Source organism: Rhizobium hidalgonense (assembly GCF_002914525.1).
GTDB lineage: Bacteria > Pseudomonadota > Alphaproteobacteria > Rhizobiales > Rhizobiaceae > Rhizobium > Rhizobium hidalgonense.
The window spans coordinates 257,362-284,256 of sequence record NZ_LODW01000048.1 but is presented as its reverse complement, the minus strand read 5'-3'; the positions used below and the strand labels follow the sequence as shown (position 1 = coordinate 284,256).

29 protein-coding genes and 1 pseudogene are annotated in these 26,895 nt (G+C 62.4%); 22 read left to right on the top strand and 8 right to left on the bottom strand.

Features of this window, described 5'->3' with window-relative positions; translation table 11 throughout:
• The first annotated feature begins 70 nt into the window (after window positions 1-70).
• The 6 genes from cobA (at window position 71) to ATY29_RS11295 (ending at window position 5,062) form a co-directional block, all read left to right on the top strand.
• Window positions 71-910: a uroporphyrinogen-III C-methyltransferase gene (gene cobA, locus ATY29_RS11320; RefSeq protein WP_097532743.1), complete on the top strand. Its 840-nt coding sequence runs from the start codon at window positions 71-73 to the stop codon at window positions 908-910.
• A complete protein-coding gene (locus ATY29_RS11315; protein ID WP_003564247.1) occupies window positions 907-2,214 on the top strand; it encodes a cobyrinic acid a,c-diamide synthase CobB in 1,308 nt (435 codons plus the stop codon). Before cobA ends, ATY29_RS11315 begins: the two co-directional genes overlap by 4 nt.
• Window positions 2,211-3,233 carry a threonine-phosphate decarboxylase CobD gene (gene cobD, locus ATY29_RS11310; protein WP_097532742.1) on the top strand — a complete coding sequence of 341 codons (1,023 nt, stop codon included), beginning with the start codon at window positions 2,211-2,213 and terminating at the stop codon, window positions 3,231-3,233. Before ATY29_RS11315 ends, cobD begins: the two co-directional genes overlap by 4 nt.
• The gene (gene cbiB / locus ATY29_RS11305) at window positions 3,230-4,210 is read left to right on the top strand and encodes an adenosylcobinamide-phosphate synthase CbiB (RefSeq protein ID WP_097532741.1); all 981 of its coding nucleotides are present in this window, start codon (window positions 3,230-3,232) and stop codon (window positions 4,208-4,210) included. The genes cobD and cbiB overlap by 4 nt, the downstream gene beginning before the upstream one ends.
• A 92-nt stretch (window positions 4,211-4,302) precedes the next feature.
• Window positions 4,303-4,503 (top strand): ECs_2282 family putative zinc-binding protein, encoded by a 201-nt coding sequence (locus ATY29_RS11300; protein WP_003564241.1) that lies wholly within the window; start codon window positions 4,303-4,305, stop codon window positions 4,501-4,503.
• A gap of 127 nt (window positions 4,504-4,630) precedes the next feature.
• The gene (locus tag ATY29_RS11295) at window positions 4,631-5,062 is read left to right on the top strand and encodes a L,D-transpeptidase (RefSeq protein ID WP_025416400.1); all 432 of its coding nucleotides are present in this window, start codon (window positions 4,631-4,633) and stop codon (window positions 5,060-5,062) included.
• On the opposite strand, the gene ATY29_RS11290 is transcribed toward ATY29_RS11295, so the two are convergent.
• Window positions 5,052-5,774, bottom strand: a complete 723-nt coding sequence (locus ATY29_RS11290; protein ID WP_003564237.1) for a Crp/Fnr family transcriptional regulator — start codon at window positions 5,772-5,774, stop codon at window positions 5,052-5,054. The genes ATY29_RS11295 and ATY29_RS11290 overlap by 11 nt on opposite strands.
• A 424-nt stretch (window positions 5,775-6,198) precedes the next feature.
• Here ATY29_RS11290 and ATY29_RS11285 point away from each other — a divergent pair, with 424 nt between their 5' ends.
• The 7 genes from ATY29_RS11285 (at window position 6,199) to ATY29_RS11255 (ending at window position 12,555) form a co-directional block, all read left to right on the top strand.
• Window positions 6,199-6,477, top strand: a complete 279-nt coding sequence (locus tag ATY29_RS11285; RefSeq protein WP_003540486.1) for an acyl carrier protein — start codon at window positions 6,199-6,201, stop codon at window positions 6,475-6,477.
• A gap of 116 nt (window positions 6,478-6,593) precedes the next feature.
• Complete coding sequence (locus tag ATY29_RS11280; RefSeq protein WP_003564235.1) at window positions 6,594-7,076, top strand: 3-hydroxyacyl-ACP dehydratase FabZ family protein; 483 nt, start codon at window positions 6,594-6,596, stop codon at window positions 7,074-7,076.
• Window positions 7,073-8,278, top strand: a complete 1,206-nt coding sequence (locus ATY29_RS11275; RefSeq protein WP_003564233.1) for a beta-ketoacyl-ACP synthase — start codon at window positions 7,073-7,075, stop codon at window positions 8,276-8,278. The genes ATY29_RS11280 and ATY29_RS11275 overlap by 4 nt, the downstream gene beginning before the upstream one ends.
• 12 nt (window positions 8,279-8,290) lie before the next feature.
• Window positions 8,291-9,577 (top strand): beta-ketoacyl-ACP synthase, encoded by a 1,287-nt coding sequence (locus tag ATY29_RS11270; RefSeq protein ID WP_097532740.1) that lies wholly within the window; start codon window positions 8,291-8,293, stop codon window positions 9,575-9,577.
• A 57-nt stretch (window positions 9,578-9,634) separates the two neighbouring features.
• On the top strand, window positions 9,635-10,663 hold the full coding sequence (locus tag ATY29_RS11265; RefSeq protein WP_097532739.1) for a zinc-binding dehydrogenase: 1,029 nt from the start codon (window positions 9,635-9,637) through the stop codon (window positions 10,661-10,663).
• A gap of 7 nt (window positions 10,664-10,670) precedes the next feature.
• Window positions 10,671-11,606 (top strand): lipid A biosynthesis lauroyl acyltransferase, encoded by a 936-nt coding sequence (locus ATY29_RS11260; RefSeq protein WP_003564227.1) that lies wholly within the window; start codon window positions 10,671-10,673, stop codon window positions 11,604-11,606.
• Window positions 11,607-11,838: 232 nt separating this feature from the next.
• Complete coding sequence (locus tag ATY29_RS11255) at window positions 11,839-12,555, top strand: PAS domain-containing protein (protein ID WP_037091343.1); 717 nt, start codon at window positions 11,839-11,841, stop codon at window positions 12,553-12,555.
• Between the two features lie 37 nt (window positions 12,556-12,592).
• Here the strand turns inward: ATY29_RS11255 and ATY29_RS11250 are convergent, their stop codons facing one another.
• From ATY29_RS11250 to ATY29_RS11240, 3 genes are all read right to left on the bottom strand, one after another.
• On the bottom strand, window positions 12,593-12,952 hold the full coding sequence (locus tag ATY29_RS11250) for a VOC family protein (protein WP_003564223.1): 360 nt from the start codon (window positions 12,950-12,952) through the stop codon (window positions 12,593-12,595).
• The gene (locus tag ATY29_RS11245) at window positions 12,953-13,351 is read right to left on the bottom strand and encodes an SRPBCC family protein (RefSeq protein WP_097532738.1); all 399 of its coding nucleotides are present in this window, start codon (window positions 13,349-13,351) and stop codon (window positions 12,953-12,955) included.
• A gap of 70 nt (window positions 13,352-13,421) precedes the next feature.
• Window positions 13,422-14,213 (bottom strand): helix-turn-helix domain-containing protein, encoded by a 792-nt coding sequence (locus tag ATY29_RS11240; RefSeq protein ID WP_097532828.1) that lies wholly within the window; start codon window positions 14,211-14,213, stop codon window positions 13,422-13,424.
• A gap of 204 nt (window positions 14,214-14,417) precedes the next feature.
• Between ATY29_RS11240 and gnd the strand changes: the two genes are divergently transcribed.
• From gnd to ATY29_RS11215, 5 genes and pseudogenes are all read left to right on the top strand, one after another.
• Window positions 14,418-15,869: an NADP-dependent phosphogluconate dehydrogenase gene (gene gnd / locus ATY29_RS11235; RefSeq protein ID WP_193550353.1), complete on the top strand. Its 1,452-nt coding sequence runs from the start codon at window positions 14,418-14,420 to the stop codon at window positions 15,867-15,869.
• Window positions 15,870-15,952: 83 nt separating this feature from the next.
• Window positions 15,953-16,720: a carbon-nitrogen hydrolase family protein gene (locus tag ATY29_RS11230; RefSeq protein WP_097532827.1), complete on the top strand. Its 768-nt coding sequence runs from the start codon at window positions 15,953-15,955 to the stop codon at window positions 16,718-16,720.
• A 5-nt stretch (window positions 16,721-16,725) separates the two neighbouring features.
• Complete coding sequence (locus ATY29_RS11225) at window positions 16,726-17,220, top strand: GNAT family N-acetyltransferase (protein WP_003564215.1); 495 nt, start codon at window positions 16,726-16,728, stop codon at window positions 17,218-17,220.
• A gap of 15 nt (window positions 17,221-17,235) precedes the next feature.
• Window positions 17,236-17,744 (top strand): annotated as a pseudogene (locus ATY29_RS11220) (GNAT family N-acetyltransferase).
• A 101-nt stretch (window positions 17,745-17,845) separates the two neighbouring features.
• The gene (locus ATY29_RS11215) at window positions 17,846-18,463 is read left to right on the top strand and encodes a class I SAM-dependent methyltransferase (RefSeq protein WP_097532736.1); all 618 of its coding nucleotides are present in this window, start codon (window positions 17,846-17,848) and stop codon (window positions 18,461-18,463) included.
• A 21-nt stretch (window positions 18,464-18,484) separates the two neighbouring features.
• On the opposite strand, the gene ATY29_RS11210 is transcribed toward ATY29_RS11215, so the two are convergent.
• The 4 genes from ATY29_RS11210 to ATY29_RS11195 form a co-directional block, all read right to left on the bottom strand.
• Window positions 18,485-19,021 carry an AAA family ATPase gene (locus tag ATY29_RS11210; RefSeq protein WP_097532826.1) on the bottom strand — a complete coding sequence of 179 codons (537 nt, stop codon included), beginning with the start codon at window positions 19,019-19,021 and terminating at the stop codon, window positions 18,485-18,487.
• Window positions 19,022-19,024: 3 nt separating this feature from the next.
• Complete coding sequence (locus tag ATY29_RS11205; RefSeq protein ID WP_025416390.1) at window positions 19,025-20,101, bottom strand: D-alanine--D-alanine ligase family protein; 1,077 nt, start codon at window positions 20,099-20,101, stop codon at window positions 19,025-19,027.
• Window positions 20,102-20,134: 33 nt separating this feature from the next.
• On the bottom strand, window positions 20,135-20,749 hold the full coding sequence (locus tag ATY29_RS11200) for a cysteine peptidase family C39 domain-containing protein (protein ID WP_097532735.1): 615 nt from the start codon (window positions 20,747-20,749) through the stop codon (window positions 20,135-20,137).
• 210 nt (window positions 20,750-20,959) lie between these two features.
• The gene (locus ATY29_RS11195) at window positions 20,960-21,997 is read right to left on the bottom strand and encodes a LacI family transcriptional regulator (RefSeq protein WP_003564204.1); all 1,038 of its coding nucleotides are present in this window, start codon (window positions 21,995-21,997) and stop codon (window positions 20,960-20,962) included.
• Window positions 21,998-22,450: 453 nt separating this feature from the next.
• Here ATY29_RS11195 and ATY29_RS11190 point away from each other — a divergent pair, with 453 nt between their 5' ends.
• The 4 genes from ATY29_RS11190 (at window position 22,451) to ATY29_RS11175 (ending at window position 26,819) form a co-directional block, all read left to right on the top strand.
• Window positions 22,451-23,683, top strand: a complete 1,233-nt coding sequence (locus ATY29_RS11190) for an ABC transporter substrate-binding protein (protein ID WP_003564202.1) — start codon at window positions 22,451-22,453, stop codon at window positions 23,681-23,683.
• A 182-nt stretch (window positions 23,684-23,865) separates the two neighbouring features.
• Window positions 23,866-24,771 (top strand): carbohydrate ABC transporter permease, encoded by a 906-nt coding sequence (locus ATY29_RS11185; protein ID WP_003564200.1) that lies wholly within the window; start codon window positions 23,866-23,868, stop codon window positions 24,769-24,771.
• Complete coding sequence (locus ATY29_RS11180; protein ID WP_003564198.1) at window positions 24,764-25,708, top strand: carbohydrate ABC transporter permease; 945 nt, start codon at window positions 24,764-24,766, stop codon at window positions 25,706-25,708. Before ATY29_RS11185 ends, ATY29_RS11180 begins: the two co-directional genes overlap by 8 nt.
• A 4-nt stretch (window positions 25,709-25,712) precedes the next feature.
• Window positions 25,713-26,819, top strand: a complete 1,107-nt coding sequence (locus ATY29_RS11175) for an ABC transporter ATP-binding protein (protein ID WP_003564195.1) — start codon at window positions 25,713-25,715, stop codon at window positions 26,817-26,819.
• The last annotated feature ends 76 nt before the right edge of the window (window positions 26,820-26,895 follow it).

The window sequence follows — 26,895 nt, the reverse complement described above, 5'->3', positions numbered from 1 at the left end:
TCTCAGCAACTTCAAGTGAGGCGCGGCGTGCGGCGTTGACCTTGCCCATTGCACGGCCTAGATCAGCGGGATGATCGATGCCGCTTTCTCCCATCTGCCGGCGCTGGAGCCGGGCAGCGTCTGGCTCGTCGGGGCCGGCCCCGGTGATCCAGGGCTGTTAACGCTGCTCGCCGCCAAGGGACTCGTGGAGGCGGATGTGGTGGTCCATGACGCGCTCGTCAACGAGGACTGTTTGACGCTCGCACGATCAGGCGCGGAAATCGAATATGCGGGAAAACGCGGCGGCAAGCCCTCGGCGAAACAGCGCGACATTTCGCTCCGGCTGGTGGAACTGGCGCGCGCCGGCAAGCGGGTGCTGCGGCTGAAGGGTGGCGATCCCTTCGTCTTCGGACGCGGCGGTGAAGAGGCGCTGACGCTGGTTGAGCACAACATCCCGTTTCGCATCGTGCCCGGGATTACCGCCGGCATCGGCGGGCTTGCCTATGCCGGCATTCCGGTGACGCATCGCGAGATCAATCATGCCGTGACGTTTCTCACAGGTCACGATTCCTCCGGCATTGTGCCGGATGCGATCAATTGGGAGGCGATCGGCAAGGGGTCGCCCGTCATCGTCATGTATATGGCGATGAAGCATATCGCCCAGATCAGCGCCAATCTGATTGCGTCGGGCCGTTCGGCATCCGAGCCCGTGGCTTTTGTCTGCAATGCGGCGACCGGCGCGCAACAGGTGCTTGAGACGACGCTCGGCGAAGCGACCGATGCTGCCGCCGCTTCCGGGCTCGAACCACCGGCGGTGGTCGTTGTCGGCGAGGTGGTACGGCTCCGGGCCTCGCTCGACTGGCTGGGTGCGCTGGCGGGCCGGCGGCTGCAGCCCGATCCATTCGGCCGGTCCGGCGAGGTGCTGATATGAGCGGCCTCCTGATCGCAGCGCCGTCCTCCGGCGCCGGCAAGACGACAGTGACGCTCGGATTGCTCAGGGCGCTGCGCCGGCGCGGCGTCGCGGTGGCACCCGGCAAGGCTGGCCCCGATTACATCGACCCCGCCTTCCATGCGGCCGCAAGCGGGGCGCCTTGCCTGAATTTCGATCCCTGGGCGATGCGCGGGGAATTGATCTCGGCCAATGCCGCTCTTCACCGCTCCGGCGACCGGATTTTGGTCATCGAGGCAATGATGGGTCTCTTCGATGGAGCGGCCGACGGAAAGGGAACGGCGGCCGATCTTGCCGCCCAACTCGGCCTTTCCGTGGTGCTCGTCGTCGATGCCTCGCGCATGTCGCAGTCGGTGGCGCCGCTGGTGTCAGGTTTTGCCGGATTCCGCGCCGATGTCCGCGTTGCCGGCGTCATCCTCAACAAGGTCGGCAGCGAGCGGCACGAGGCAATGCTGCGCCAGGCGTTGGAGGCTATCCGCATGCCTGTTGTCGCCGTGATCGGCAGCGATAAGGCGCTTGCCTTGCCGGAGCGGCATCTCGGCCTCGTCCAGGCCGGCGAACATGCGACGCTTGAGAGTTTCATCGACCATGCTGCCGACGCCGTTTCCGAGGAATGCAATTTCGAATTCCTGCTGCGCATCGCCAGGCAGGGGCTCAACCGGCCATCGGCAGCCAATATCGACCGGCTGATGCCGATCGGCGCCCGTATCGCCGTGGCGCGTGATATCGCCTTTGCCTTTTCCTACGAGCATATGCTGCTCGGCTGGCGCCGGCGCGGGGCTGATATTTCCTTCTTCTCGCCGCTCGCCGACGAGGCACCGGCCGCCGATGCCGACGCGGTCTATCTGCCGGGCGGTTATCCCGAGCTGCATGCCGGGCGGCTCTCCCAAGCGCAGAATTTCCGCGCCGGCATGCTCGACGCGGCGGCGCGCGGCATCAGGATTTACGGCGAGTGCGGCGGCTACATGGTGCTGGGCGATGGGCTGATCGATGCGGGGGGCAAGCGCCACGGAATGCTCGGCCTGCTGCCGGTTGTCACCAGCTATGCCGAGCGCCGGCGCCATCTCGGCTATCGCCGGGTGACACCGCTCGACGGCGCCTTCTTCGCACGGACGATGACGGCGCACGAATTTCACTATTCTACCGTCGTTTCCGAAGGTGATGGAAAGCGGCTGTTTACAGCGCAGGATGCGCTCGGAACCGATCTCGGTGCCGTCGGTCTGAGGCGCGGTCAGGTGGCGGGATCCTATATGCATCTGATCGATCTCGCGAGAGCGGCCGCATGAGCGCGCCGATTGTCCATGGCGGCGGCATCACCGCCGCTGCTGCCGCCTTCGGCGGCAGGCCGGAAGACTGGCTCGACCTCTCGACAGGCATCAATCCGTGCCCCGTCGCCCTGCCTGACATTCCGGCAAGGGCCTGGCACCGCCTGCCGGACGGGCATCTCGTCGACGCGGCACGGTTTGCGGCACGCGACTATTACCGCAGCGGCGAGATTCTACCGCTGCCGGTGCCCGGAACGCAATCGGTGATCCAGCTTCTGCCGCGCCTGCTTCGACAGGACGGGCAAGCCCCTATGGCGGACGATAGGATCGCCGTGGTATCGCCGACCTATGGCGAATATGCGCGCGCCTTTACGTCGGCGGGTTTTGCCGTCGATGCGGTCGGCGATGTCGCCGCAATTCGGGCCGAGCATCGGCTGGCGGTCGTCGTCAATCCGAACAATCCGGACGGCAGGTCTTGGCCGGCCGAAACGCTGATTGCTCTGCACGACAGGATGAAGGCGGCGGGCGGGATTCTCGTCGTCGACGAGGCCTTTGGTGATACCGACCCGGCGCTGAGTCTCGCAGCCCAGGCGCAAAATCTTTCCAACCTGATCATCTTCCGCTCCTTCGGCAAGTTTTTCGGGCTTGCCGGCTTGCGGCTCGGTTTTGCGATTGCGCGCCGTGATATTCTGGAGCGTTTCGAGAACTGGCTCGGCCCTTGGGCGGTCTCAGGCCCGGCGCTGTCACTGGCCGCCTCGCTGCTGCGTTCGGATGTGTCTGCCATCCGCGGCGGCATCGGTGAACGCTGCGCCGGCCTGTCTGCGGTGCTGACCGGCGCCGGATTGCGGATGGCGGGAGGGACGGCGCTTTTTACCCTTGTCGCCGATGCGAGAGCCGTCGACATTTACACCCATCTTTGCCGGCATCATATTCTCGTCCGCAAGTTCGATTATGCGCCGGATTGGCTGCGTTTCGGGCTAACGCCCGATCCGGCGGCAGACAGACGGCTTGGCGAAGCCCTTCAGGGATTTGAGCGATGACGATCGACGAAAACCTTCTGGTACTGCTTCTGGCGCTGCTGCTCGATCGCATCGCCGGCGATCCGCAATGGCTGTGGTCGCGGGTGCCGCATCCCGTCGTCGTCTTCGGCGCAGCGATCTCCTATGCCGACCAGCAGCTCAATCCCTCGAGCCTTACGGGCTCCCAACGCCGGATGAACGGCGTTGCCGCGATCCTGGCGCTGCTGCTGCTGTCGATCGCCGCGGGCTTCGTGTTCGACCGTTTTTTTGCGCTCTTCGGCCTTGCCGGCCTGGTGCTGAAGGCCGGTCTGGTGGCGATCTTCCTGGCGCAGAAGAGCCTTGCCGATCATGTTGCGGCCGTCGCGACAGCTCTGCGCGACCACGGGCTTGCCGGCGGACGAACCGCTGTTTCCCGGATCGTCGGGCGCGATCCGGAGACGCTCGATGAGCCGGCCGTCTGCCGCGCGGCGATCGAAAGCCTTGCTGAAAACTTTTCCGACGGCGTCGTCGCGCCGGCGCTCTGTTATGCCGTCTTCGGCCTGCCGGGCTTGCTCGCCTATAAGATGCTGAACACGGCGGATTCGATGATCGGCCACAGGTCGGAAAAATACATCGATTTCGGCTGGGCCGCCGCCCGGCTCGACGATATCGCCAATTGGCCGGCCGCCCGGCTCTCCATCCTGCTGATCGCTGCCGGCGCCTGGATCCGGCGGGGCATCAGCCCCTGCCGCGAGGCGATCCGGGTGGCGATGCGCGACGGAGGCCTGCACCGCTCGCCGAATTCCGGCCGGCCGGAGGCGGCAATGGCCGGCGCTCTTAACGTCCAGCTCGCCGGGCCGCGCATCTATGGTGGTGTTATCGTGACGGAGCCAATGATCAACAACGCCGGCCGCGACATTGCCACCGCTGGCGATATCGAAGACGGCGTGTCGGTGTTTTATGCCAGCTGTATGGTGTTCACCGGTGTGGTCTTCGGGTTGTTCTTGTGTTTTCTGTAGGGGTGCCGCACGGCATACACCCGCCAGTGGACATGCTCTGCTCAAACGTCTATTTGAACCGCCTCATATCTCATCAGACCGGAAGCAGAGCGATGACAGTTCAGGTTGAATTACCGTGCCCGAAGTGCAAGAGCACCAAGATGAAGTTCGAGCGGCCGGAGATCCGGGAGACGGACATCATCACCTGTGCCGCGTGCGGTCATAATCTCGGTACGATGGCCTCTATCCGCGAGAAGATGAACAAGGCCTACCAGAGGCTCAACCGGCCTGCGGCTGGGCGCAAGCTCCAGTAGGCGAGCCGCTGTCGGTTAGACGTGTTAAAATTGTGATTACCATTCGGGTTAAAGCAATCTAATAAGTATTGCCTTAGTCTCCCTATCGTGAGGGCGCGATTAAACCGCGCGGGTGCGAAGAGGGGCTATGATGAAGACGATTTTGGCGGCTGCGGCCGCAAGTTTATTGCTGCAGTTTTCTCCCGTTGCCGCCGAGGCAGCAACGCTGGTCGCCAATATCAGCATCGGCAAGCAGACGATGACTGTCACCGAGAACGGCTTCGTCAAGTATCGCTGGAAGGTTTCGACCGCGCGCAACGGCTATGTCACGCCGACCGGTTCGTGGAGCGCCAAGTGGCTGTCGCGCGATCATCGCTCGCGCAAATACGACAATGCGCCGATGCCCTACGCCGTGTTCTTCAACGGCGGTTATGCCGTTCACGCCACTTTCGACCTGAAGCGCCTGGGCCGGCCGGCGTCGCATGGCTGTGTTCGCCTGCATCCTGACAATGCGGCTCAGTTCTTCTCGCTGACGCGTCAAGCCGGCCTTGCCAATACCCGCGTGGTGATTACGCGCTGATTTTCTTTTCCAACTCATCCATGTCTGGGACGACGATATGCCGGACGTTCTCGATGCGGATGACGCCGCCTTTGCGCAGCCGGGTCAACTGACGGCTGACGGTCTCGATCGTCAATCCGAGAAAATCGGCGATCTCGGCGCGCGATAGCGGCAGATCGAAGGCGGTGCTGGTGGCCGTTTGCGGCTCGGCATGCGTGGCGATGAGGTGGAGAAGGCTTGCGACCTTCTCCTCGGCGGTGCGCCGGCCGAGCGTCAGCATCCATTCGCGCGCGGCATCCAGCTCCTTCAGCGCCTGATCGTGCAGGCTGCGCTGCAATTCCGGCGTCTCCGATATCATGCGGTCGAGCAGATTGCGGGGGAAGACACAGATTTCGGCATCGGTCGCAGCCTCTGCCGACAGCGTGCTCTCGCGCACGAAGGGCCTTCCGACGAAATCGGGAGCGAATTGCAGGCCGACGATCTGCTGGCGCCCGTCCGGCATCACCTTGCAGAGTTTCACCACCCCGCGCATGATGTTCGAATAGAAAGAGCTTTCCGCCCCTTGAGCGACGATCTGCGAGCCCGCATCGACCTTGCGGCGCAGCGAATGGCGGCCGAGTTCTCTCAGCTGGTGGCGAGACAAGGCGCCGCAGACGACGCCGTGCCGCGCCTGGCAGGATCGGCAAGCGACAGGAGTGCCGGCCTCGGAAAGCTCACTGCGTGCGACGTCCATTTCCTGATCCTTCGCAATCCTGATGCATCCCAGCATGGCTTGCATGCTCGGCATAATCGAGACGATTACGCCCCGATTGCGGCTTCGGCTATCCCGATTTCTTTGAGCGCCGCTTGATGACTATCAAATTCGCCGGGCTCGCGATTTGATCCAGATCAAATGTCCGTGCCTGCGGCTCCGCGCGTGGAAGGCGAGGCGAGGCCGTGCGCGGTTTTGATTCGGACGACCCGTTGGCGCTGCCGGCGCAGCGGGGCTGCCTGCGGCGGCATCGCCCCGCCTCGGGTGACGGCAATGGCCCGCATTCCATTGCTGTTTAGGCAACACCCAATCGGCAAATTGCCGCAACGCCCGGACGAAAGCATTGGCTTTTGAAATGGATTTGCCTATGAGGGGGTTTAAATCGTCATTTCATGAGGTACAGCGCGTGACCGCTACATTCGATAAAGTTGCCGACATTATTGCAGAAACCAGCGAGATCGACCGCGCGACGATCACGCCGGAGAGCCATACGATCGACGACCTCGGTATCGACAGCCTCGACTTCCTCGACATTGTCTTTGCGATCGACAAGGAATTCGGCATCAAGATTCCGCTCGAAAAGTGGACGCAGGAAGTCAACGAAGGCAAGGTTTCCACCGAAGAATATTTCGTGCTGAAGAACCTCTGCGCCAAGATCGACGAGCTCAAAGCAGCCAAGGCCTGAGGACATAACCGTCTTTTTTTGAGCGCCCTGCCGCCTGACTATGGCGGCTGGGCGGTTTCGTTCCTAACTAGGCGTCACCGGCGGGCGGATCTGGCCTGTCGGGCCGGAGGATCCGAATGCTGCTGGAATATTTCCAGATGATTGACCGCGTCGAAGCGGTGGACCTGAAGAAGGGCACGCTGAAGGCGCGATCCGTCGTGCCGGCCAAGAGTCCCGTCTTCGAGGGTCATTTTCCCGGAATGCCGCTGGTTCCCGGCGTGCTCTTGATCGAGACCATGGCGCAGGCCTCCGGCATGCTGGTGCTTGCCGTCACCGATTTTGCCGCCATGCCCTTCCTGATGACGGTCGACGGCGCCAAGATGCGCACCTTCGTCGAGCCGGAAGCCGTGCTCGACATCGAGGCGGTGCTCGAGCACGACGGTTCGGGTTTCGCGGTTACCAAGGCTAAAATCACCAGCGCCGGCAAAAAGGTCTGCGATGCGCAGCTGAAGCTTCGCACCATGCCGTTTTCCGAGGTGCCGCTCGGCGATATCGTGAAAAAACGTGCCGGCGAGATCGGGCTTCTCGAAGCGATCGCGGCGCAGGGGGTGATTGGATGAGCAAGGCTGCAAACGACGTCGTCATTTCGGGCATCGGCATCGTCACCTGTCAAGGCGTCGGCAAGGATGCGCATATCGCGCTTCTCAAGGCCGGCAGCGCGCCGAAGGCGATCGTCGAGACCGAGAAGTTCAAGCCTTATCCGGTGCATCCGCTGCCCGAGATCGACTGGTCGCAGCAGATCGCCAAGCGCGGCGATCAGCGCCAGATGGAGAACTGGCAACGTATCGGCGTCTTTGCCGCCGGGCTTGCGCTCGACGATGCCGGCTTCAAGGAGAATCTCGAGGCCTGCGGCACGATGGACATGATCGTGGCAGCCGGCGGCGGCGAGCGCGACATCAATGTCGATACGCTGATCGTCGACGAGGCGCTGAAGCGGAACGACCGTGAGCTGCTCTTGAACGAGAAGCTGACGACGGAGCTGAGGCCGACGCTTTTCCTCGCCCAGCTTTCCAACCTGCTCGCTGGCAACATTTCGATCGTGCACAAGGTCACCGGCTCGTCGCGCACCTTCATGGGCGAGGAAGCGGCAGGGATTTCAGCCGTCGAGACCGCCTTCTACCGCATCAAGTCAGGCGAATCCTCGCATGCGCTTGTTGGCGGCGCCTTCGCTGCCGAACGGCCCGACATGATCCTGCTCACCGAGGCGATCGGCGCCCATGCGCGCGGCGATTGGGTGCCGCTCTGGTCACGCCGACCTAGCGACGGCGGCGGCATGATCACCGGTTCGGCAGGCGCCTTCCTGGTGCTCGAATCGCGCCAGCACGCGGAGGCCCGCGGCGCCCATATCTATGCCGTCATCGACGCGGTCGAGGGCGACCGTGGCAACCGCAATGCCGGCAATCTCGAAGTCCGCCTGGAGCGGCTTCTGGCGCCCGCCGCTGGGCTTTCCGCCGAAAGCACGGCGATTTTTTCCGGCTCGACCGGCATGCACGATATTGCCGCCCGCGAGCGGGCGGTTCTCGAACATCAATTGCCTGGTGTTGCAATCCGCGGTTTTGGCGGCATCACCGGCCACACGATCGAGACGCAGTTCACGCTGGGTCTGGCGCTTGCAGCCCTTGCCGTCGACGGCAAGGCCAAAGTGCCGCCTTTCGATGCCGCCCATGAGGCGCCGATGCGCACAGGCACAACCGCCGCTGTCGTGACCACGGTCGGCCACCAGCGCGGCGAGGGCGTCGCGGTTCTTTCCGCAGATGCGTGAGGAGTGAGAGATATGACAGCTTCCGCTTACAGAGATCATCTCGGCCGTCCAATCGTCGCCGTCACCGGCATGGGCATCATCACCTCACTCGGCCAGGGTCTCAATGACAACTGGGCGGCCCTAACGTCAGGCACGTCGGGCATTCACGAGATCAACCGTTTCCCGACTGAGGGACTGTCGACGCGGATCGCCGGCACCGTCGATTTCATCGGCATCCCGGCCCCGAACGCCGTCGAGCGCTCCTATGCCTTCGCCCGGGAAACGACGATCGAGGCCCTGGCCAATGCCGGTCTTTCAGGCGATTTCAACGGCCCGCTGTTTCTCGCTGCCCCGCCGATCGAGCCGGAATGGAGCGCGCGTTTCGAACTTGCCGACCGTTCGCCGGCCTCCGAGCATCCTGGTGACGCCTATGAGCGCTTTTTGACGGCGCTGCGCCAGCGGCCAGACCCAGCCTTCCATGAGGCGGCCCTGTTCGGCGCGATTTCCGAGCGCCTTGCCGACCGGTTTGGCACGCGCGGCCTTCCCGTCACGCTGTCGACGGCCTGTGCCTCCGGTGTCACGGCGATCCAGCTCGGCATCGAGGCGATCCGCCAGGGCCGCACCGATCGCGCCCTGACGGTTGCGACCGATGGCTCTCTCAGCGCCGAAGCGCTGATCCGCTTCTCGCTGCTGTCGGCGCTTTCGACTCAGAACGATCCGCCGACCAAGGCCTCCAAGCCGTTTAGCAAGGATCGCGACGGCTTCGTCATTGCCGAAGGTGCGGCGACGCTGGTGCTGGAATCGCTGGAAGCGGCGGTCGCCCGCGGTGCCAAGGTGCTCGGCATCATGAAGGGCGCCGGAGACAAGGCCGACAGCTTCCACCGCACGCGCTCCTCACCCGATGGTGGGCCGGCAATCGCGACGATCCGCGCGGCGCTTGTCGATGCCGGCATCGACGAGAGCGGCATCGGCTATATCAATGCCCACGGCACTTCGACGCCTGAGAACGACAAGATGGAATATGGGGCGATGTCGGCCGTCTTCGGCGAACGGCTCGTCGGCATTCCGGTTTCCTCGAACAAGTCGATGATCGGCCATACGCTGACGGCGGCGGGCGCCGTCGAAGCGGTGTTCTCGCTGCAGACGATGCTGACCGGCACGCTGCCGCCGACGATCAACTATGCCAATCCCGATCCGTCGATCGTTCTCGATGTCGTGCCGAACAAGAAACGGGAAGCGCAGGTTTCCGCCGTGCTTTCCAACTCCTTCGGCTTCGGCGGGCAGAATGCCAGCCTTGTCATGGCGCTCGAACCGGCTTAAGCGGTTCCCGACACATTTTTGAGATGAGATGACGCCTTCAAGGCGAGGGATTTTGCCATGCGCGCTTTGCAACTGATCGATGACCGCAAGCTTGAGATCACCGACCTGCCGGAACCGGACGCGCCTGCTGCCGGCGAGGTGACGCTGCGCGTCAAGGCGGTGGCGCTCAACCATATCGATGTCTGGGGCTGGCGCGGTATGGCATTCGCCAAGCGCAAGATGCCGCTGGTCATCGGTGCGGAAGCCTCGGGCGTGGTTGAAGCGATCGGCCCGGGTGTCGCCAATGTGCTGCCGGGCCAGCTCGTTTCCATCTATGGCGCGCGCACCTGCGGCCTTTGCCGTCCCTGTCGCGGAGGTCGTGACAATCTCTGCGAACATGTCTCCGGCGTGCACGGCTTCCATCTCGATGGCTTCGCGCAAGAGAAGGTAAATCTTCCCGCGCGGCTGCTGGTGCCAGCCCCTCCCGGCGTCGATGCGATCGGTGCAGCGCTTGCTCCCGTCACCTTCGGTACCGTGGAGCACATGCTATTCGACAATGCCAAGCTCGAGCCCGGCGAAACGATCCTCGTCCATGCCGGCGGCTCCGGCATCGGCACGGCGGCGATCCAGCTCGCCAAGAAGATCGGCTGCACCGTCATCACCACCGTCGGTTCCGATGACAAGATCGAAAAGGCCAAGGCGCTCGGCGCCGATCACGTCATCAACTACCGCACCGATCGTTTCGAAGGCGTGGTGCGCAAGCTCACCAAGAAGAAGGGCGTCGACGTTGTCTTCGAACATGTCGGCAAGGATACCTGGGCGGGCTCGATGCTCTGCATGAAGCGCGGCGGGCGGCTCGTCACCTGCGGTTCGACCTCGGGTGTTTCGACAGAGATGAACCTGATGATGCTGTTCCAGCAGCAGCTGAAGTTGTTCGGCTCCTTCGGCTGCCGCATGGAGAACATGGCGGATGCGATGCAGAAGATGGGCCGTGGGCTCGTCCATCCCGTCATCGACACCGAGGTCAGCTTCAGCGATATCGACCGGGCGCTGGAGCGGATGGAATCGCGCCAGATCTTCGGCAAGATCATTCTGAAAATGGATTGAGCCCGAAGTGAAGCTCTTCGTCACCCGGATCGTTCTGGCGCTCAGGCACTTCCAGCAATGGCTGGTGGCGCAGGTGATGTTCGGCTTTCTGAACGTGCTGAAGCTGTTTCCGGCCGATGGCGCGATTCGCTTCGCCGACAGGATAATGCGCCGCCTTGGCCGGCGGACGCGCCGCCACAGACTGATGCTCGTCAATCTGCGCAACGCCTTCCCTGAGAAGAGCCAGGCCGAGATCGAAGAGATCGCGCTCGCAAGCTGGGGCAATATGGGCCGGCTTGCAGCCGAATACGTCTTCCTCGACCAGTTGTTCGATTATGATCCCGAGAACGCGGAGCCGGGCAGGGTGGAGGTGTCGGGCATCCCGATCTTTCTCGATCTGCGCGACAATCCGCGCCCCTTCATCGTCTTTACCGGCCATACAGCCAATTTCGAGCTGCTGCCGGTAGCGGGTGCCGCCTTCGGGCTCCATGTAACCGTGCTCTTTCGGCCGCCGAACAATCCCTATGTCGCGAAGAAGGTCTTCGATTTCAGAAGCGCGCGGATGGGCAAGCTGGTGCCGTCTCATGCCGGCTCCTCCTTCGCGCTCGCCCGTCAGCTCGAAGCCGGCCAGGGGGTCGGGGTGCTCGTCGACCAGAAGTTCCGCAAGGGGCTGAAGGGGACCTTCTTCGGGCGCGAGGTCAAGACCAATCCGCTGCTGCCGAAGCTGGTGCGCCAGTTCGATTGCGAGGTCTATCCGGCGCGCTGCATCCGGCTGCCCGGCAACCGCTATCGGCTGGAAATCGAGCCGCGGCTGGACATGCCGCGCGACGCCAAGGGCAATCTCGACCTACCGGCAGCCGCCCAGCTGCTCAACGACAAGGTGGAAAGCTGGGTGCGGGAATACCCGGAACAGTGGCTCTGGTATCACGATCGCTGGCAGATCAAGAACACACTCGCACCTTAGACGCCAATAATTTAATGCTGCCTCGGCCTCAGATCCGAACCTGCTTAAAAAGGTCCACCCTCAATTATCAGCGGTGAAAAGCGGCAGGTGCGCTCGGATTGAAAGAGAGCACACTTCATGTTACCCGTCACCACTAAGGCGCGAATAATGTCTACCGCTAGGCGCATTTTAGAGGTGTAAACCAGATCCGGTTTTGGACTCGTCTCTTGGGGTAATCGTAGTTGGAGGCGTCTTGTTGGAGCTTTTTCGAGCTTTTTCCTTGCGTTGCACGCAGATAGAGGAAGCCATACGCCTGGGCGACGACCAGCGCGTCACGGCGCTTGACCGCTATGTCGAGCCGCTGGTCGAGGCAATCCTCGCTCATCGGGCGGTTAATCTGCTCGAAGTCTACATGCAACTGCAGTTTGTGACTCATCTGATCGCCCAGGACGCTGACGACAGCGCCAGCGTCACCGAGCACACGACGGTGCTTTCCTTCCTGCTCGACCGCTATTTCGGGACGCATGGGCCGGACTGGCGTATGCCTTCGCCGCAGGATGTGCGCATCGAGCCGCCGCCGGCCTATGTGCCTGATACCGACAATGGCCAGTTCCTCAATGCGGTGATCCTCGACAGCATGCCGGACCGGGTGGCGGTGCTGACAAGAGATTATCGCTACCTCTATTCCAATCCGGCCAACAGCGCTCATCTCAACAGGAAGCCGATGGAACTGATCGGCCGTCATCTTTGCGAATTCATCGGTGAAGAGCGGTTTGCCGAATGCGCCAAGCACAAGCTCGACGCCTGTTTTGCCGGCGGCCAGATCGATTACACCTATGAGCGCTCGGCGGGCAGCGAGGGATCACGGCAGGTGCGCTGTCGCATGTCGCCGCTGCGCGATGCGGGCGGCACGGTGATCGGCGCGCTGATTGTCATGCACGACCTCGATCAGCAGCCCAACTCTGCCTGACCCCCTGGCCGGACGGCAGGATGCTCGACCGGTAGCCTCAGGCGGTCGCCCAAACGGCGAGCTCGTACCCGTCGCGGTCGAGGAAATGGAAGCGGCGGCCGCCGGGAAAATCGGTGATCGGCCGGACGATCGTGCCGCCGGCCCTCTCGACCGAGGTCAGCACCTCCTCCAGATCTCTGGCATAGACGACAACAAGCGGGCCGCCCGGCCGCACAGGTCCGAAATCGGTGAAACCGCCCTTCAGCCGGCCATCGTCGAATTCGCAATAGTTCGGGCCGTAGTCGGTGAAACGCCAGCCGAAGGCCGAGCCGTAAAAGGCTTTGGCGGCGGCGATGTCGGCGACGTTGAATTCGACATAGTCAATGCGGCGGTCGTGGTTTTCTGAATTGTCGGCCATCTATCTCTCCATCAGGGCTTTCAGCATGGCGAGATCTTTCTCGACATGGGCGGCATCGGCAAAAAACTGCGCGTCGGTCATGCCGGGCAGGCGCAGCAGCGTGAACATGACCTCGCAGCCATCGCCGTTCGGCACGATGCGCAGCGCATTATAGACCCTGAGACCGGATTCGATCGTCACCGTGTGGTCGATTACGCCGAATTCATTGGCAGGCACGAAGCTCACCTTGATGGTTCCAAGCGGGCCGCGGGCGATCCAGTCAGCGCCGTGCGGCTCGAGACCGCTTGCAAGGCCGGAGGCCCAGAGCGGCATGTTCTCCGGCTTGCCGGCGAAGTCGTAGACGTCGCGCCAGTCACGCTCGATCGATTGGTGGATAATTTTCGCGGGCGTCGTCGACATGGCTTGCAGGTCCTTGATATTGGGTCTCGCTGTCGTAGCAGGCCAATCAGCGGCGTCTTGAACAAAACGGTCAGCCCGGCCTTTCCGGCATGCAGAGTTGGTCAAGAATGGCGGCGGGTGTCAGGCTCGAGAGCTCGCCGACCTCGCGCGTCATGTGGGCCTGGTCGGCAAAGCCCGCTTCGAGCGCAAGGCGGGCGAGCGGCATCGTGCCCGAGCTGCGGCAGAGGTCGAGGAAACGCTGGAACCGGCGGATCCGTTCCAGCGTCTTGGCGCCATAGCCGAAATGATGGTGGCAGCGGCGGCGCAACTGCCTTTCGCTCATGTCGAGCCGGCCGAGCAGCCCGGACGCCGGGCGACCGCTGTCTGCGGCGGCGAAGATCACGGCAGCGTCCTGGGCGGGATCCTCCTCGTCGCTGGCGGCTTCTTCCAACAGGCGGCGAAACAGCGCCATGGCTGCCGAAGGATCGGGACAATCGCCAAGCCGCGCCTCGAATTCGGCCGTGTCCTTCCAGCCGATGTCGACAAGCGGCACCGAGCGGCCGACCAGAGCCGAGAGCCGCGTCTTCAGCCAGGGTGCTGCGGCGCCCGGCGCAAAACGGGCGCCGATGATCGTCGTGCCCGGCCGGAGAACGGGAAAGGCCGCCGTCCTGTCGGGCCCGGCGACTGCCAGCCGGCCGTCGATCCAGAGCAGGTCGCAATAGCCGTCCGGCACGATCGCCACCAGTGCCGGCGGTCCGTCATGCAGCGCATGCGACCAGAACCGGCTGAAATGGCGTCGCAGCGCCGGCGGCGGCGCATATTCGCGGTAGCGCCCGGCACGGGCAGCAAGCAGCGCCGTATCTTTTCGTCTTTCCGGTGCCAAGGCGATATCTCCCGAAACGCCGATGATACCACCAGATAGGGCATCAAGGGCAGGTCGCACGAAAACTTGGTTGTCGATGAACCGACGCAAGCGGTTGTCGGACAAGTCGGGATATTGCAAGCTTCATTTCATTGCTTTTGCGAACCGATTAGACCCTTGCGAGACTTGCCGTTTGACCGAGACAGTGCCACAACACCGGTCCAAATGACACATCGGAGGTTTGTCGTGGAAAAGGCAGAAATCGGACTGATCGGTCTTGCGGTCATGGGCTCCAACCTGGCGCTCAACATCGCGGAGAAAGGCAATAAAATTGCGGTCTTCAACCGTACGCCTGAGAAAACCGAGGAATTCTACGAAAGCGCCGGCGATCTGAAAAAGCAGATCATTCCTTGCAAGACGATCGAAGAGTTCGTCGATGCGATCCGGCCGCCGCGCCCGATCATCATCATGATCAAGGCGGGCGATGCCGTCGATCAGCAGATGGAGGCGTTGCGCCCGCATCTCGCCAAGGGCGACATCATGATCGATGCCGGCAACGCCAACTTCCGCGACACCGTCGCCCGCTTCGACCGCCTCAAGAACACCGATCTTACCTTTATCGGCATGGGTGTGTCAGGCGGCGAGGAAGGTGCGCGCCACGGCCCGTCGATCATGGTCGGCGGCACGGAAGACTCCTGGAAGCGCGTCGAGAAGGTGCTGACCTCGATTGCCGCTCGCTACAATGACGAGCCCTGCGTCGCCTGGCTCGGCAACGACGGCGCCGGCCATTTCGTCAAGACCATCCATAACGGCATCGAATATGCCGATATGCAGATGATCGCCGAAATCTACGGTATCCTGCGCGACGGCCTCGGCAAGAGCGCCTCCGACATCTCCGGCATTTTCGGCGAGTGGAACAAGGGCCGGCTGAACTCCTATCTGATCGAGATCTCCGAAAAGGTGCTGGCCGCCAACGATCCCGTCTCCGGTGGGCCGATGGTCGACATGATCCTCGATAAGGCAGGCCAGAAGGGCACTGGCAAATGGTCGGCGATCGAGGCGCAGAACATGGGCATTCCGGCAACGGCGATCGAAGCCGCGGTCGCCGCCCGCAGCCTCTCTTCGATGAAATCGCAGCGCGAAGCCGCTGAAAAGATCTTCGGCACGCAGGCCGTATCCTTCCCGATCGCCTATGGTCCCGAGCTCAACAAGGATCTGGAACTGGCGCTGTTTGCCGCCAAGATCGGCGCCTATGCGCAGGGCTTCGCAGTAATGGCGGAAGCATCGCGCGAGTTCAACTGGTCGCTGCCGATGCCAACGATCGCCAGAATCTGGCGCGCCGGCTGCATCATCCGCTCGCAGTTCCTCGACGAGATCACCTCGGCCTTCACAAAGGCGCCCGACGCCGCAAACCTGATCGTCACGCCGGCCTTCTCCGACATGGTCAAGGAATCGATTCCGGCGCTGCGCCGCGTCGTCGGTGCTGCGATTTCCGCCGGCCTGCCGGTGCCGGCGCTGACCTCGGCGCTCACCTATTTCGACGCCTACCGCCAGGGCCGGGGGACGGCAAACCTCATCCAGGCGCAGCGCGACTTCTTCGGCGCCCACGGTTTCGACCGCCTTGATGGCAAGGATTTCCACCACGGCCCCTGGGGCAGCGGTGCGGCGACCTTCTGAGGTTTGCGGAGAAGAGATCAAGGAGAAGCCCGGCCGTCGCGCCGGGCTTTTTCGTGAGGTATGTCGCGAACGCGGAGTTGAAGGTGAAGAGTATTCGGATAGCCGCGGCGCAGACGCCGGAATTTCGGGAGAATGTCGATGCGGCCTTGGACCATGCTATTGAAGTCGCAGCACGAGCCGAAGTCGATGACGTTGCCTTGCTGCTCTTTCCCGAAGGTTTTCTCCAGGGCTACCTGATCGATGAACCATCGGCGCGCCGCGTTGCGTTCGATCTCGCATCGGCCGAGTTTTCGGCAGTCCTGGATCGGCTGCCGAAGTCGGGGCCGGTGTTGGTGGTGGGGCTGATCGAGATCGATGATGGGCGATTGTTCAACACCGCTGTCATCATCGAGCGCGGCGTTCTCATCGGCCGCTATCGGAAAGCCCACCTGCTGCGTGGTGAACGGATTTTCTCGGCGGGAGAGGAGAGCCCGCTCTTTGCGATTGGCGATATGCGTTTCGGGATCAACATCTGCTACGACACCAATTTTCCGGAAGCTGCGGCGAAGATCAGAGCGTCCGGCGCGACCCTGATCCTGTGCCTCGCCAACAATATGATGCCGCGGGACAAGGCGGAAGCATTTAAGGAGCAGCATAACGCGGTCCGCGGCGAGAGGTGCCGCGAAACGGGACTGTGGCTGATATCGTCCGATGTGACCGGAGAGCGTGACGGGCGTATCTCCTGGGGGCCGACGGCTGTGCTCGACCCGGAAGGCCACGTCGTGGCGCAACTCCCGTTGGAGGAACCCGGCTTGCTGCTCTTCGATTTTCTCTACATAGCGTTTGAGGACCGCTGGGGCATGAGGACCTGACAGAGATGCATATCCGATACGAGACACCTGATGATATCGACGCGATCCACGATCTGACTTCCACCGCCTTCAGGCCGATGGCCTACAGTGACGGTACGGAAGCGGAGATTATCCGAAAACTTCGTATGAGCGGCGATCTGGCGATATCGCTCGTCGCTGAGGAGGACCGCGAGATCCTGGGGCATGTCGCGTTTTCGCCGGTGACGATCGAAGGTGTCCATGACGACTGGTTCGGGCTGGGGCCGATATCGGTCACGCCGGCGAGACAGCGGCAGGGTATCGGCGGGGCTCTGATCGCCAGGGGGCTCGAATTGCTGAAGGAGATGGGCGCTAGCGGATGCGCGCTGATCGGCAATCCGGACGTCTATGGCAGCGCGGGATTCAGCAGCGACGGGCGGCTGTCATATCATGATCTCGATACGCGGCTGGTGCAGCGGATCGTTTTTCGAGGGCCAGCGCCGAGCGGGGCGCTTCGGTTCGCTCCGGCGTTCGAAAGTTAGCAGAAAGGCGACGACATGACCAAAACCGGCGCCATCAGCATCCGGACAGAGCGTCTGGCGCTCCGCCTGCCCGATATCGGCGACTTCGAGGCTTACGCTCGGTTGATGGCCTCGCCGCGCTCTGCCGGAATGGGCGGCCCCTTCGATCTGCGGGCGGCGTGGGGGATGTTCTGCCACGACATTGCTCTGTGGCAGTTCTTCGGGCATGGGGCGCTGATGATCGATCTGGCCGAAACCGGCGAATGTGTCGGCCAGGTGGGGATCAACCACGGGCCGCTCTTTCCGGAAAAGGAACTCGGATGGTTCGTCTACGAAGGGCATGAGGGCAGGGGCTATGCGACCGAGGCGGCCTTGGCGTTGCGTGGCTGGGCTTTCGAGACACTCAAGCTGCCGTCGCTCGTCAGCTATATCGCTCCGGCAATGTCGCTTCCATTGCCGTTGCAGAACGGCTGGGCGCGTGTCTTGATCGCGTAGCGCCCCGAGACGATCCTAAGGATCGTGTTTATCGTCACATTCCTCCCTGAAGCGCGCATATGATTGCGGGTGCAGGAGGTTTGGGGCCTGACGTCTCAATCCCTACATGTTGATGGGTCAGGATCGGACGCTGCCAAAACGGGGATGCCGGATGACGGAAGCGAATCAGGAGCACTGGGACGAGGTCTACCGCACGAAAGCTGCCGACAGCGTCAGCTGGTATCAACCGACGCCCGAGCCTTCGCTGCGGGCGCTTGACGAGCTACAACTGCCGGTGACGGCCGCCCTGATCGATATCGGTGCCGGCGCGTCCAGCCTCGTCGACCGACTCGTCGAGCGCGGCTGGTCCGACCTCACCGTTCTCGATATTGCTGCGCCGGCACTTGACGTCGCCAAGGCGCGGCTGCGGGATGACGCGGCTCGGGTCGCATGGATGGTGGCCGATATCACCGTATGGAGACCGAAGCGCCGCTACGACGTATGGCACGATCGCGCCGTCTTTCACTTCCTGACCGCGCCGCAGCAGCGGCTGTCCTATCGCAATGCGCTTGAAGCCGGCACGGCGGCGGGCGGCGTCGTGATTATCGCGACCTTCGCATCCGACGGGCCGGAGCGGTGCAGCGGCTTGCCGGTCCAACGTTATGATGCCGCTGCGCTGGCGGCAGAATTCGGCTCCGCCTTTGCCTTGGAGCGCGAATGGAGCGAGGAGCACGCGACGCCCGGCGGCGGCCGGCAGTCGTTTCAGTGGTGCGTCTTTCGCCGGCGCTGAGATCGGCCGGCTGCCGAAAGACTACTCCTTTGCCTTCAGGCGATCGAGGATGAAATCCGCCCGGTCGGCGACCGTGATTTTCGGCAGCACGACGACGTCGTAGCCGATTGTCGGATAGGTCGCGGCGAGTCGCTCATATTCCGCGACGGCCTTTTCGAAGCCATGGCGGCGCTCGGGGTCGGTCGTGTAAATCTCCAGCCATGGCGGCGTGAGAAAAACGCTTCTGTTATAGCGATGGGCGGCGCTCAATCTTTCCAGGATCGGTTCTCCCGTCAGGTGCTGAAGCGCCGAGGCGGCATCGATCAGCCCGCGGTCGAAGAATGTCCAGCCCTGCTCTTCGCGCGCCGCCGCGTGGTCGACGATCGCCATCTCGATCGCGCGGCGGGCGAAGGCAACCATGTCGACCCAGGGCAGGGCGGTTCCATTGCTCTCCAGCTCCTGCTTGACGATCCGGCGGCCGGGCTCCTCGACGATCGTATGGCCACGGCGGCCAAGCTCCGCAAGCAGCGTCGATTTTCCGCCGCCGGAACATCCCGAAATCAGGACCGATCCGTTCATCATCTAGCCTGTCCGGCGGAAGCGCGCCATGCCGTGCTCCACCAGCCGGTCGATGATTTCGGCATAGCTGACGCCGCTTGCTGCCAACGCCTTGGAATACATGCTGATATCGGTGAAGCCGGGAATGGTGTTGAGTTCGTTGATGACGAAGTGCATGTCCGATGTCAGGAAAAAGTCGATGCGCGCCATGCCATCGCAACCGACAGCCCGGAAAGCTTGGGCGGCCATATCGCGCATGGCGGTCTCGACCTCCAGCGGCAACTCGGCCGGGACTTTCAGCGCCGCGCCGTTTTCATCGACATATTTGGCGTCGTAATTGTAGAAGCCGTGGCTTTCCGCCGGCACGATCTCACCCGGCCGGGAGACAAAAAGCTCTCCGTCCACATCCTCCAGCACACTGAATTCGATCTCGCGGCCGGCGATGAATTCCTCGGCGAGCAGCGTCCGGTCGTGGCGGAAGCCTCCGGCAAGGGCTGCTGCAAATTCCTGGCTGGCATGGACCTTGGCAACGCCGACGGAGGATCCCTGCCGCGCCGGCTTGACAAAGAGCGGCAGGCCGAGCTCGTCTTCGAGCGCGGCAAGCGAAGGAGCCGCACCCTCATGGATCGTCACGGCGCGCGCCACCGGCAGGCCCGCCGCCTGCAGCAGACGCTTGGCGATATCCTTGTCCAGTGCCGCGGCCGAGCCGAGGATGCCGCAGCCGGCGAGCGGCACGCGTGCCACTTCAACTGCGCCCTGCACCGATCCGTCCTCGCCATGCGGGCCGTGCAGCACGGGAAACAGGATGTCGATCCTTGGCAATTCATGCGGCGCGCCATGGGCCGGCATGGCCAGCATGCGCCCGCGGCCGCCCGGCACGAGGCAGATTTCCGTCCCTGACGAGGGTGTCGCCAGCCGGCCGTCCCCGAAGCCGCTCAGCAGCCATTGTCCCTCACGGGTGACGAAGATGGGAACGGCGTCATATTTCTCGGGCTCCAGCGCAGCCATGACGTTGGTCGCCGAGAGGATGGAAACCTCGTGCTCGGCCGAACGGCCACCGAAAAGCACGGCGATGCGCAGCCTGTTGGGGGAAGGGGTCATGAAAGCCTCCGAAGCGATGGGATATCGGAAAGATCAGGCCTCGACCGATATGCCGCGATTGGCAAAGAAACGATCGAAGACGGCAAGCGGCAGCGTGACATCGGCCTGGCTTGCCGCGTCGTGGCCGGACGGATTGTGGAAGCGGATCGTCTTATCGCTGGCCGCCGTCACCAGCACCAGATGACCGCCCTTCGACGGCGGCTCGTGCTCCGGCCAGCGGATGGCCGAATGCACCGAGGCGATGAAGAACCTGCGCTTCGACAGCAGCTCCGGAATGGCCGATGTGTCCAAGCCGGTGATGGTCTTCGCATCGAGCGCGAATCGGTCGGCGGCGAAGCGGACGAAGGGCGCGTAGATCAGCCCCTTGATCGAAGCGTCGATCTCGTCGACGACATAACCGCCATAACGAGTGCAGGCGCGGGCGAGTTCGAGGGTGGGATGGATCTCGCCGCGCGCGGCTAGGACCATCTTCAGGCAGGCCATGCCGCAGACGTTCACGGCCCAATGCGCATATTCCTCGATCGTTGCGGCTCCCGAATGGCGCCAGAGCGGATCGCTGAGCAGAGCCTGCGATCCCGCGGCAAGCACCGGCAGCGTCATGCCGGGTGTTTCCCATTGGCTGAAATAGGGCACGCCACTTTCTTGCATTCTGTCGATCTCCCCGTCGCTCGCTCATGAGATGGCGAGCAATCTTGGCTTTTTTCGAGCCGATGCCGCGCTTGCGGTTAGCGCGGCGAAGTCGGGGCGACTGAGGTCACTACGTCGCTGGAAGCGATTTGAGCCACCCAAACCTTGGACCGCCGAAGATGAGTTTCTCGGCTGCCGGTAAGTCCGACGGGTCGCGCTTCTCAATCCGCCTTACCTGCCGCTCTCGGGCCAGATCGGCTGGCTGATGCTCTGCAGCAGTTCCGGTTCGACGCCGTCGATGCGGGCGATGACGGCTTTGGCCATTTCGCGGCCGGCCTGGCGCACGTCTTCCTGGGCAGTGATGATTTCCGGGCGGATCCAGTTCAGGATCGGCACCGACTGCTTTGAGACCATATCGAGATCACGGCCGAGCGTCTTGCCGGCAGCTTCGATGCCGGCATTGACGGCGATCGCGGCGCTGCCGGCCGAACAGACGATGCCGTCGGGCGCGTTGGCCGAGCGCATCATCACCTCGACGACGTCGCGGATGTCGGCGAGCGGTGCGTCGGTGTTGATGCGCAGCGGCACTTCCTCGGCGCCGTAATCGTGCAGTCCGGTCTGGAAGCCGATGCGGATATGGGCGTAGTAGGTGAGCTTGCTCGGCGGCTGCAGCAGGGCGATGCGGCGCCGGCCACGCTTAACGAGCTTTTCCACAGCCTCGTGGGCGAAGGCTTCGTTGTCGAAATCGTGGAACGGATGAGTGAGACCCGCATCGGTGCGCCCATGCGTGGCAAAGGGCATGCCGCGCTCGGTCAAGAGCCGCACGCGCGGATCGTCCGGCTCGATGCGTGAGATGATGACGCCGTCGGCCGAGCCGGTCTCGAGGATGTAGCGCACCGGCAGCATCGGGTCCTTGCTGTGGGAGTGCGGCGTGACGACGATATGATAGGGCGTGCCGGACAGTACTTCGGAAATTCCGAAGACCATCTGGCTGGAAAAGCCCATGATCTCCTCATCTATGCTGAGGACAAGGGCGATGACGTTGGTCTTGCCGGTGCGCAGGCGCACGCCCGCCCTGTTCGGCTGGTAGCCAAGCTGGCGGGCGACCATACGCACCCGCTCTTTGGTTTCCGCCCCGATGTCAGGCGCATCTTTCAGCGCGCGCGACACCGTCGTGACGCCAAGGCCAGTCATGAAGGCGATCGTCTTCAATGTCGGACGCTCGCGCGCCGCCGGCGCCGCTTGCCCGAAATTTCCCTTGTTTTCCATCCCTGTAGGCCTGCCTCGCGCGAATTGGTGTCGCTTATAGAGGCTTTTTCAAGCGCCGTAAGCCCGCGCTTGCCAAAATCGCGCCTCCCTAAGAAAAGCAAATCTGTAACGATACAGTAGAAATGTCGAGCGCTTTTTCTTATGTGCACCGCAGCATCACGCTCTAAGGTTGAATCGGCAATTATTCCGCGGCTTTTTTGCAGTTGCGAAACCGGCGATATGGGCTGTGAATCTAATAATTAAATTAATATAATATATTCAAATAGATGACCTGAAGACGCATTTGCGAGAAGAGTTGATTTGGTGTCGCTAACGAGGGCGAGGCGCTTCGATGGAAAACAGTCAGAAGCTGCAATTGCGGTTGCTCGGGAAAAATTTGCCAGCTGACAGTTGCGCGTGGAAATCGATTGAACTAAGTTTTTCCGGCAACGTTTCAGTGAGGGAGGAGAACTCATGAAAATTCGTCTGATGGCGGCTATGCTTGCCGCTTCCGCGGCGCTTCCGTTTAGCGCCAGCGCCACCGATCTCGAAGTCACCCATTGGTGGACATCCGGCGGCGAATCCGCTGCTGTCGCCGAGCTGGCAAAGGCGTTCGACGCCACCGGCAACCACTGGGTCGACGGTGCAATCGCCGGTTCCGGCGGCACGGCACGCCCGATCATGATCAGCCGCATCACCGGCGGCGACCCGATGGGCGCCACCCAGTTCAACCACGGCCGCCAGGCCGAAGAACTCGTCCAGGCCGGCCTGATGCGCGACCTGACGGATGTGGCCACTGCCGAGCACTGGAAGGACATTATTCGTCCGTCGAGCCTGCTCGATTCCTGCACCATCGACGGCAAGATCTACTGCGCTCCGGTCAACATCCACTCCTGGCAGTGGCTGTGGCTTTCGAACGCAGCCTTCAAGAAGGCCGGCGTCGAAGTGCCGAAGAACTGGGACGAGTTCGTCGCTGCCGCTCCGGCTCTCGAAAAGGCCGGCATCATTCCGCTCGCCGTCGGCGGTCAGCCGTGGCAGGCGACAGGCGCCTTCGACGTGTTGATGGTCGCGGTTGCCGGCAAGGACGTCTTCAACAAGGTCTTCAAGGACAAGGATGCGGAAGTCGCTGCCGGTCCGGAGATCGCCAAGGTCTTCAAGGCTGCCGACGATGCCCGCAAAATGTCCAAGGGCAGCAACGTCCAGGATTGGAACCAGGCAACCAACCTGGTCATCACAGGCAAGGCCGGTGGCCAGATCATGGGTGACTGGGCACAGGGCGAATTCGCACTCGCCGGCCAGAAAGCCGGCACGGATTATACCTGCCTGCCCGGCCTCGGCGTGAACGAGATCATCTCGACCGGCGGCGACGCCTTCTACTTCCCGCTGCTGAAGGACGAAGAAAAGTCCAAGGCGCAGGCAGTGCTTGCCAAGACCCTGCTCGATCCCAAGACCCAGGTTGCCTTCAACCTGAAGAAGGGCTCGCTGCCGGTGCGCGGCGACGTCGATCTCGCCGCCGCCAATGATTGCATGAAGAAGGGTCTCGACATCCTGGCGAAGGGCAACGTGATCCAAGGCACCGACCAGCTGCTTTCGGCCGACAGCCAGAAGCAAAAGGAAGACCTCTTCTCCGAATTCTTCGCCAATCCGTCGATGACGCCGGAGGACGCGCAGAAGCGTTTCGCCGGGATCATCGCTTCGGCTGATTGATCGGTAGATTTGCTGCCTTTGCGATCCGGCTCCCATGGGGCCGGATCCTCTCCGGACGACTTTGATGGTCCGGCCGGCGGCAGCTTCTCTCCGCTATCTTCAGCAGATTTCGGACGTGGGACGAGAGGCGGCGCCATGCCGTTTCGTCACAGGTCGCAATTGCGATTTGAGGAGGAGTATTCATGACGGGTCAAGCGCAAGCAGGCCGGCCAAACAAGTTACTACGCAATCTGAATGCCAAGATTGCGTCCATTCCGATGATCCTGACAGCCGTGGTGATCTTTGTCGGCGGCACATTCTGGACGGTCTTTTATTCCTTTACCAATTCCAAGCTCCTTCCGCGGTTGAGCTTTGTCGGCATCGATCAGTATGAGCGCCTCTGGGCGGCGCCCCGATGGGTGACGGCGATCGAAAATCTCGCCCTCTATGGCGTGCTTTCGCTGATCTTCAGCCTGGTGATCGGTTTCATGCTCGCCGCCCTGATGGATCAAAAAATCCGTTTCGAAAACACCTTCCGCACCATCTTCCTTTATCCCTTCGCGCTGTCCTTCATCGTGACAGGTCTCGTTTGGCAATGGGTTCTCAACCCGGATTTCGGCATCCAGTCGGTCGTGCGTTCGATGGGCTGGACGAGCTTCACCTTCAATCCGCTCTATACGCCTGAAATCGTCATCTACGGCATTTTGATCGCGGCGCTGTGGCAGGGAACGGGCCTCGTCATGTGCCTGATGCTCGCCGGCCTGCGCGGCATCGACGAGGACATCTGGAAGGCGGCGCGCGTCGACGGCATCCCGATGTGGAAGACCTATCTCTTCATCGTCATTCCGATGATGCGGCCGGTGTTCATCACCACCATCGTCATCATCGCCTCCGGCATCGTCAAGGTCTACGACCTCGTCGTCGCACAGACCTCGGGCGGGCCGGGCATCTCCTCGGAAGTGCCGGCGAAATATGTCTACGACTACATGTTCCAGGCGCAGAACCTGGGGCAGGGCTTTGCCGCCTCGACCATGATGCTCGTCACCGTCGCGATCATCATCGTTCCGTGGGCCTATCTGGAATTCGGAGGAGGGCGCAAGCGTGGCTAATATCGAAACTCTCAACACCACAGCCGCCGGTATCGACGCCGTTGCGCCGAGACTTGGCGAAGGCCCGAGCGGCGCCAAGCCGCGCCCGGCGCTGTCGTCGCGCAACATCATACTCTACGGCACGCTTGGTGTGGCGGCGCTCTACTATTTGCTGCCGCTCTACGTGATGGTCGTGACGTCGCTGAAGGGCATGCCGGAAATCCGGCTCGGCAATATCTTTTCGCCGCCGCTGGAGATCACCTTCGAACCCTGGGTGAAGGCCTGGGCCGAGGCCTGCACCGGCCTCAACTGCGATGGCCTGTCGCGCGGCTTCTGGAATTCGGTGCGTATCACCGTGCCATCGGTCATCATCTCGATCGCGATCGCGTCGGTGAACGGTTATGCGCTCGCCAACTGGCGCTTCAAGGGATCCGAGCTTTTCTTCTCGATCCTGATCATCGGGGCGTTCATTCCCTACCAGGTGATGATCTATCCGATCGTCATCATTCTGCGCGAAATCGGCATTTACGGCACGCTGACCGGTCTCGTCATCGTCCATTCGATCTTCGGCATGCCGATCCTGACGCTGCTCTTCCGCAATTATTTCGTGTCGCTTCCGGAGGAGCTGTTCAAGGCGGCGCGTGTCGACGGGGCGGGCTTCTGGCAGATCTTTCTGAAGATCATGCTGCCGATGTCGCTGCCGATCTTCGTCGTGGCGATGATCCTCCAGGTGACCGGCATCTGGAACGACTTCCTGTTCGGCGTGGTTTTCACCCGTCCGGATACCTATCCGATGACCGTGCAGCTCAACAACATCGTCAATTCCGTCCAGGGCGTGAAGGAATACAACGTCAACATGGCGGCAACGATCCTCACCGGTCTCGTGCCGCTGATCGTCTATTTCGTCTCGGGGCGGCTTTTCGTCCGTGGCATCGCCGCCGGCGCAGTGAAGGGTTGATCCCATGAACATGAATTCAAGTGTCTCCAATGCAAGCGTCTCGATCAAGGATCTGTCGCTGAACTTCGGCGCCGTCAGCGTGCTGAAGGATCTGAACCTTGATATCAACGACGGCGAATTCCTGGTGCTGCTCGGGTCGTCCGGCTGCGGCAAGTCGACCTTGCTGAACTGCATCGCCGGCCTGCTCGACGCCTCGGAAGGCCAGATCTTCATCAAGGGCAAGAATGTCACTTGGGAAGAGCCGAAGGACCGTGGCATCGGCATGGTCTTCCAGTCCTATGCGCTCTATCCGCAGATGACCGTCGAGAAGAACCTCTCTTTCGGCCTACGCGTCGCCAAGATACCGCAAGCCGAGATCGACAAGCGCGTGGCGCGGGCAGCCGAGATCCTGCAGATCCAGCCGCTCTTGAAGCGCAAGCCCGCCGAACTGTCCGGCGGCCAGCGTCAGCGCGTAGCGATCGGCCGGGCGCTGGTGCGCGATGTCGACGTCTTCCTGTTCGACGAGCCGCTGTCCAACCTCGACGCCAAACTCCGCTCGGAGCTGCGCGTCGAGATCAAGCGGCTGCACCAGTCACTGAAGAACACGATGATCTACGTCACCCACGACCAGATCGAGGCGCTGACGCTGGCCGACCGCATCGCCATCATGAAGAGCGGCATCATCCAGCAGCTCGACGACCCGACGACGATCTACAACAGGCCGCGCAATCTCTTCGTCGCCGGCTTCATCGGCTCGCCGTCGATGAATTTCCTGCGCGGCGAGCTGGTCAGCTCGGGCGACGGCATTGCCTTTTCGGCCAACGGCGTCATTTTCTCGCTCGCTGCCTACGACGCCAGCGAGACATTGCAGCCCGGCCGCAAGGTTGTGCTCGGCGTCCGCCCGGAGCACATCAAGGTCAACGAGAATGCCGGCGGCGAAGAACATGACGCCACCGTCGATATCGAGGAGCCGATGGGTGCCGACAATCTTCTGTGGCTGAAACATGCCGGTCACACGATGTCGGTCCGCGTCAACGGCGCACGCCGTTTTAACGTCGGAGCCAAGGTGAAGCTCAGCTTCGACATGGCATTGGCTTCGGTGTTCGATGCCGAGAGCGAGCTGCGTCTTTAGACAGTTGGGCGGGCGGGGCCGGAGATGGTGCCGCCTGCCTGAGCTGGGGCCGATAGGCCGGGGCGAGTTTGGCGAG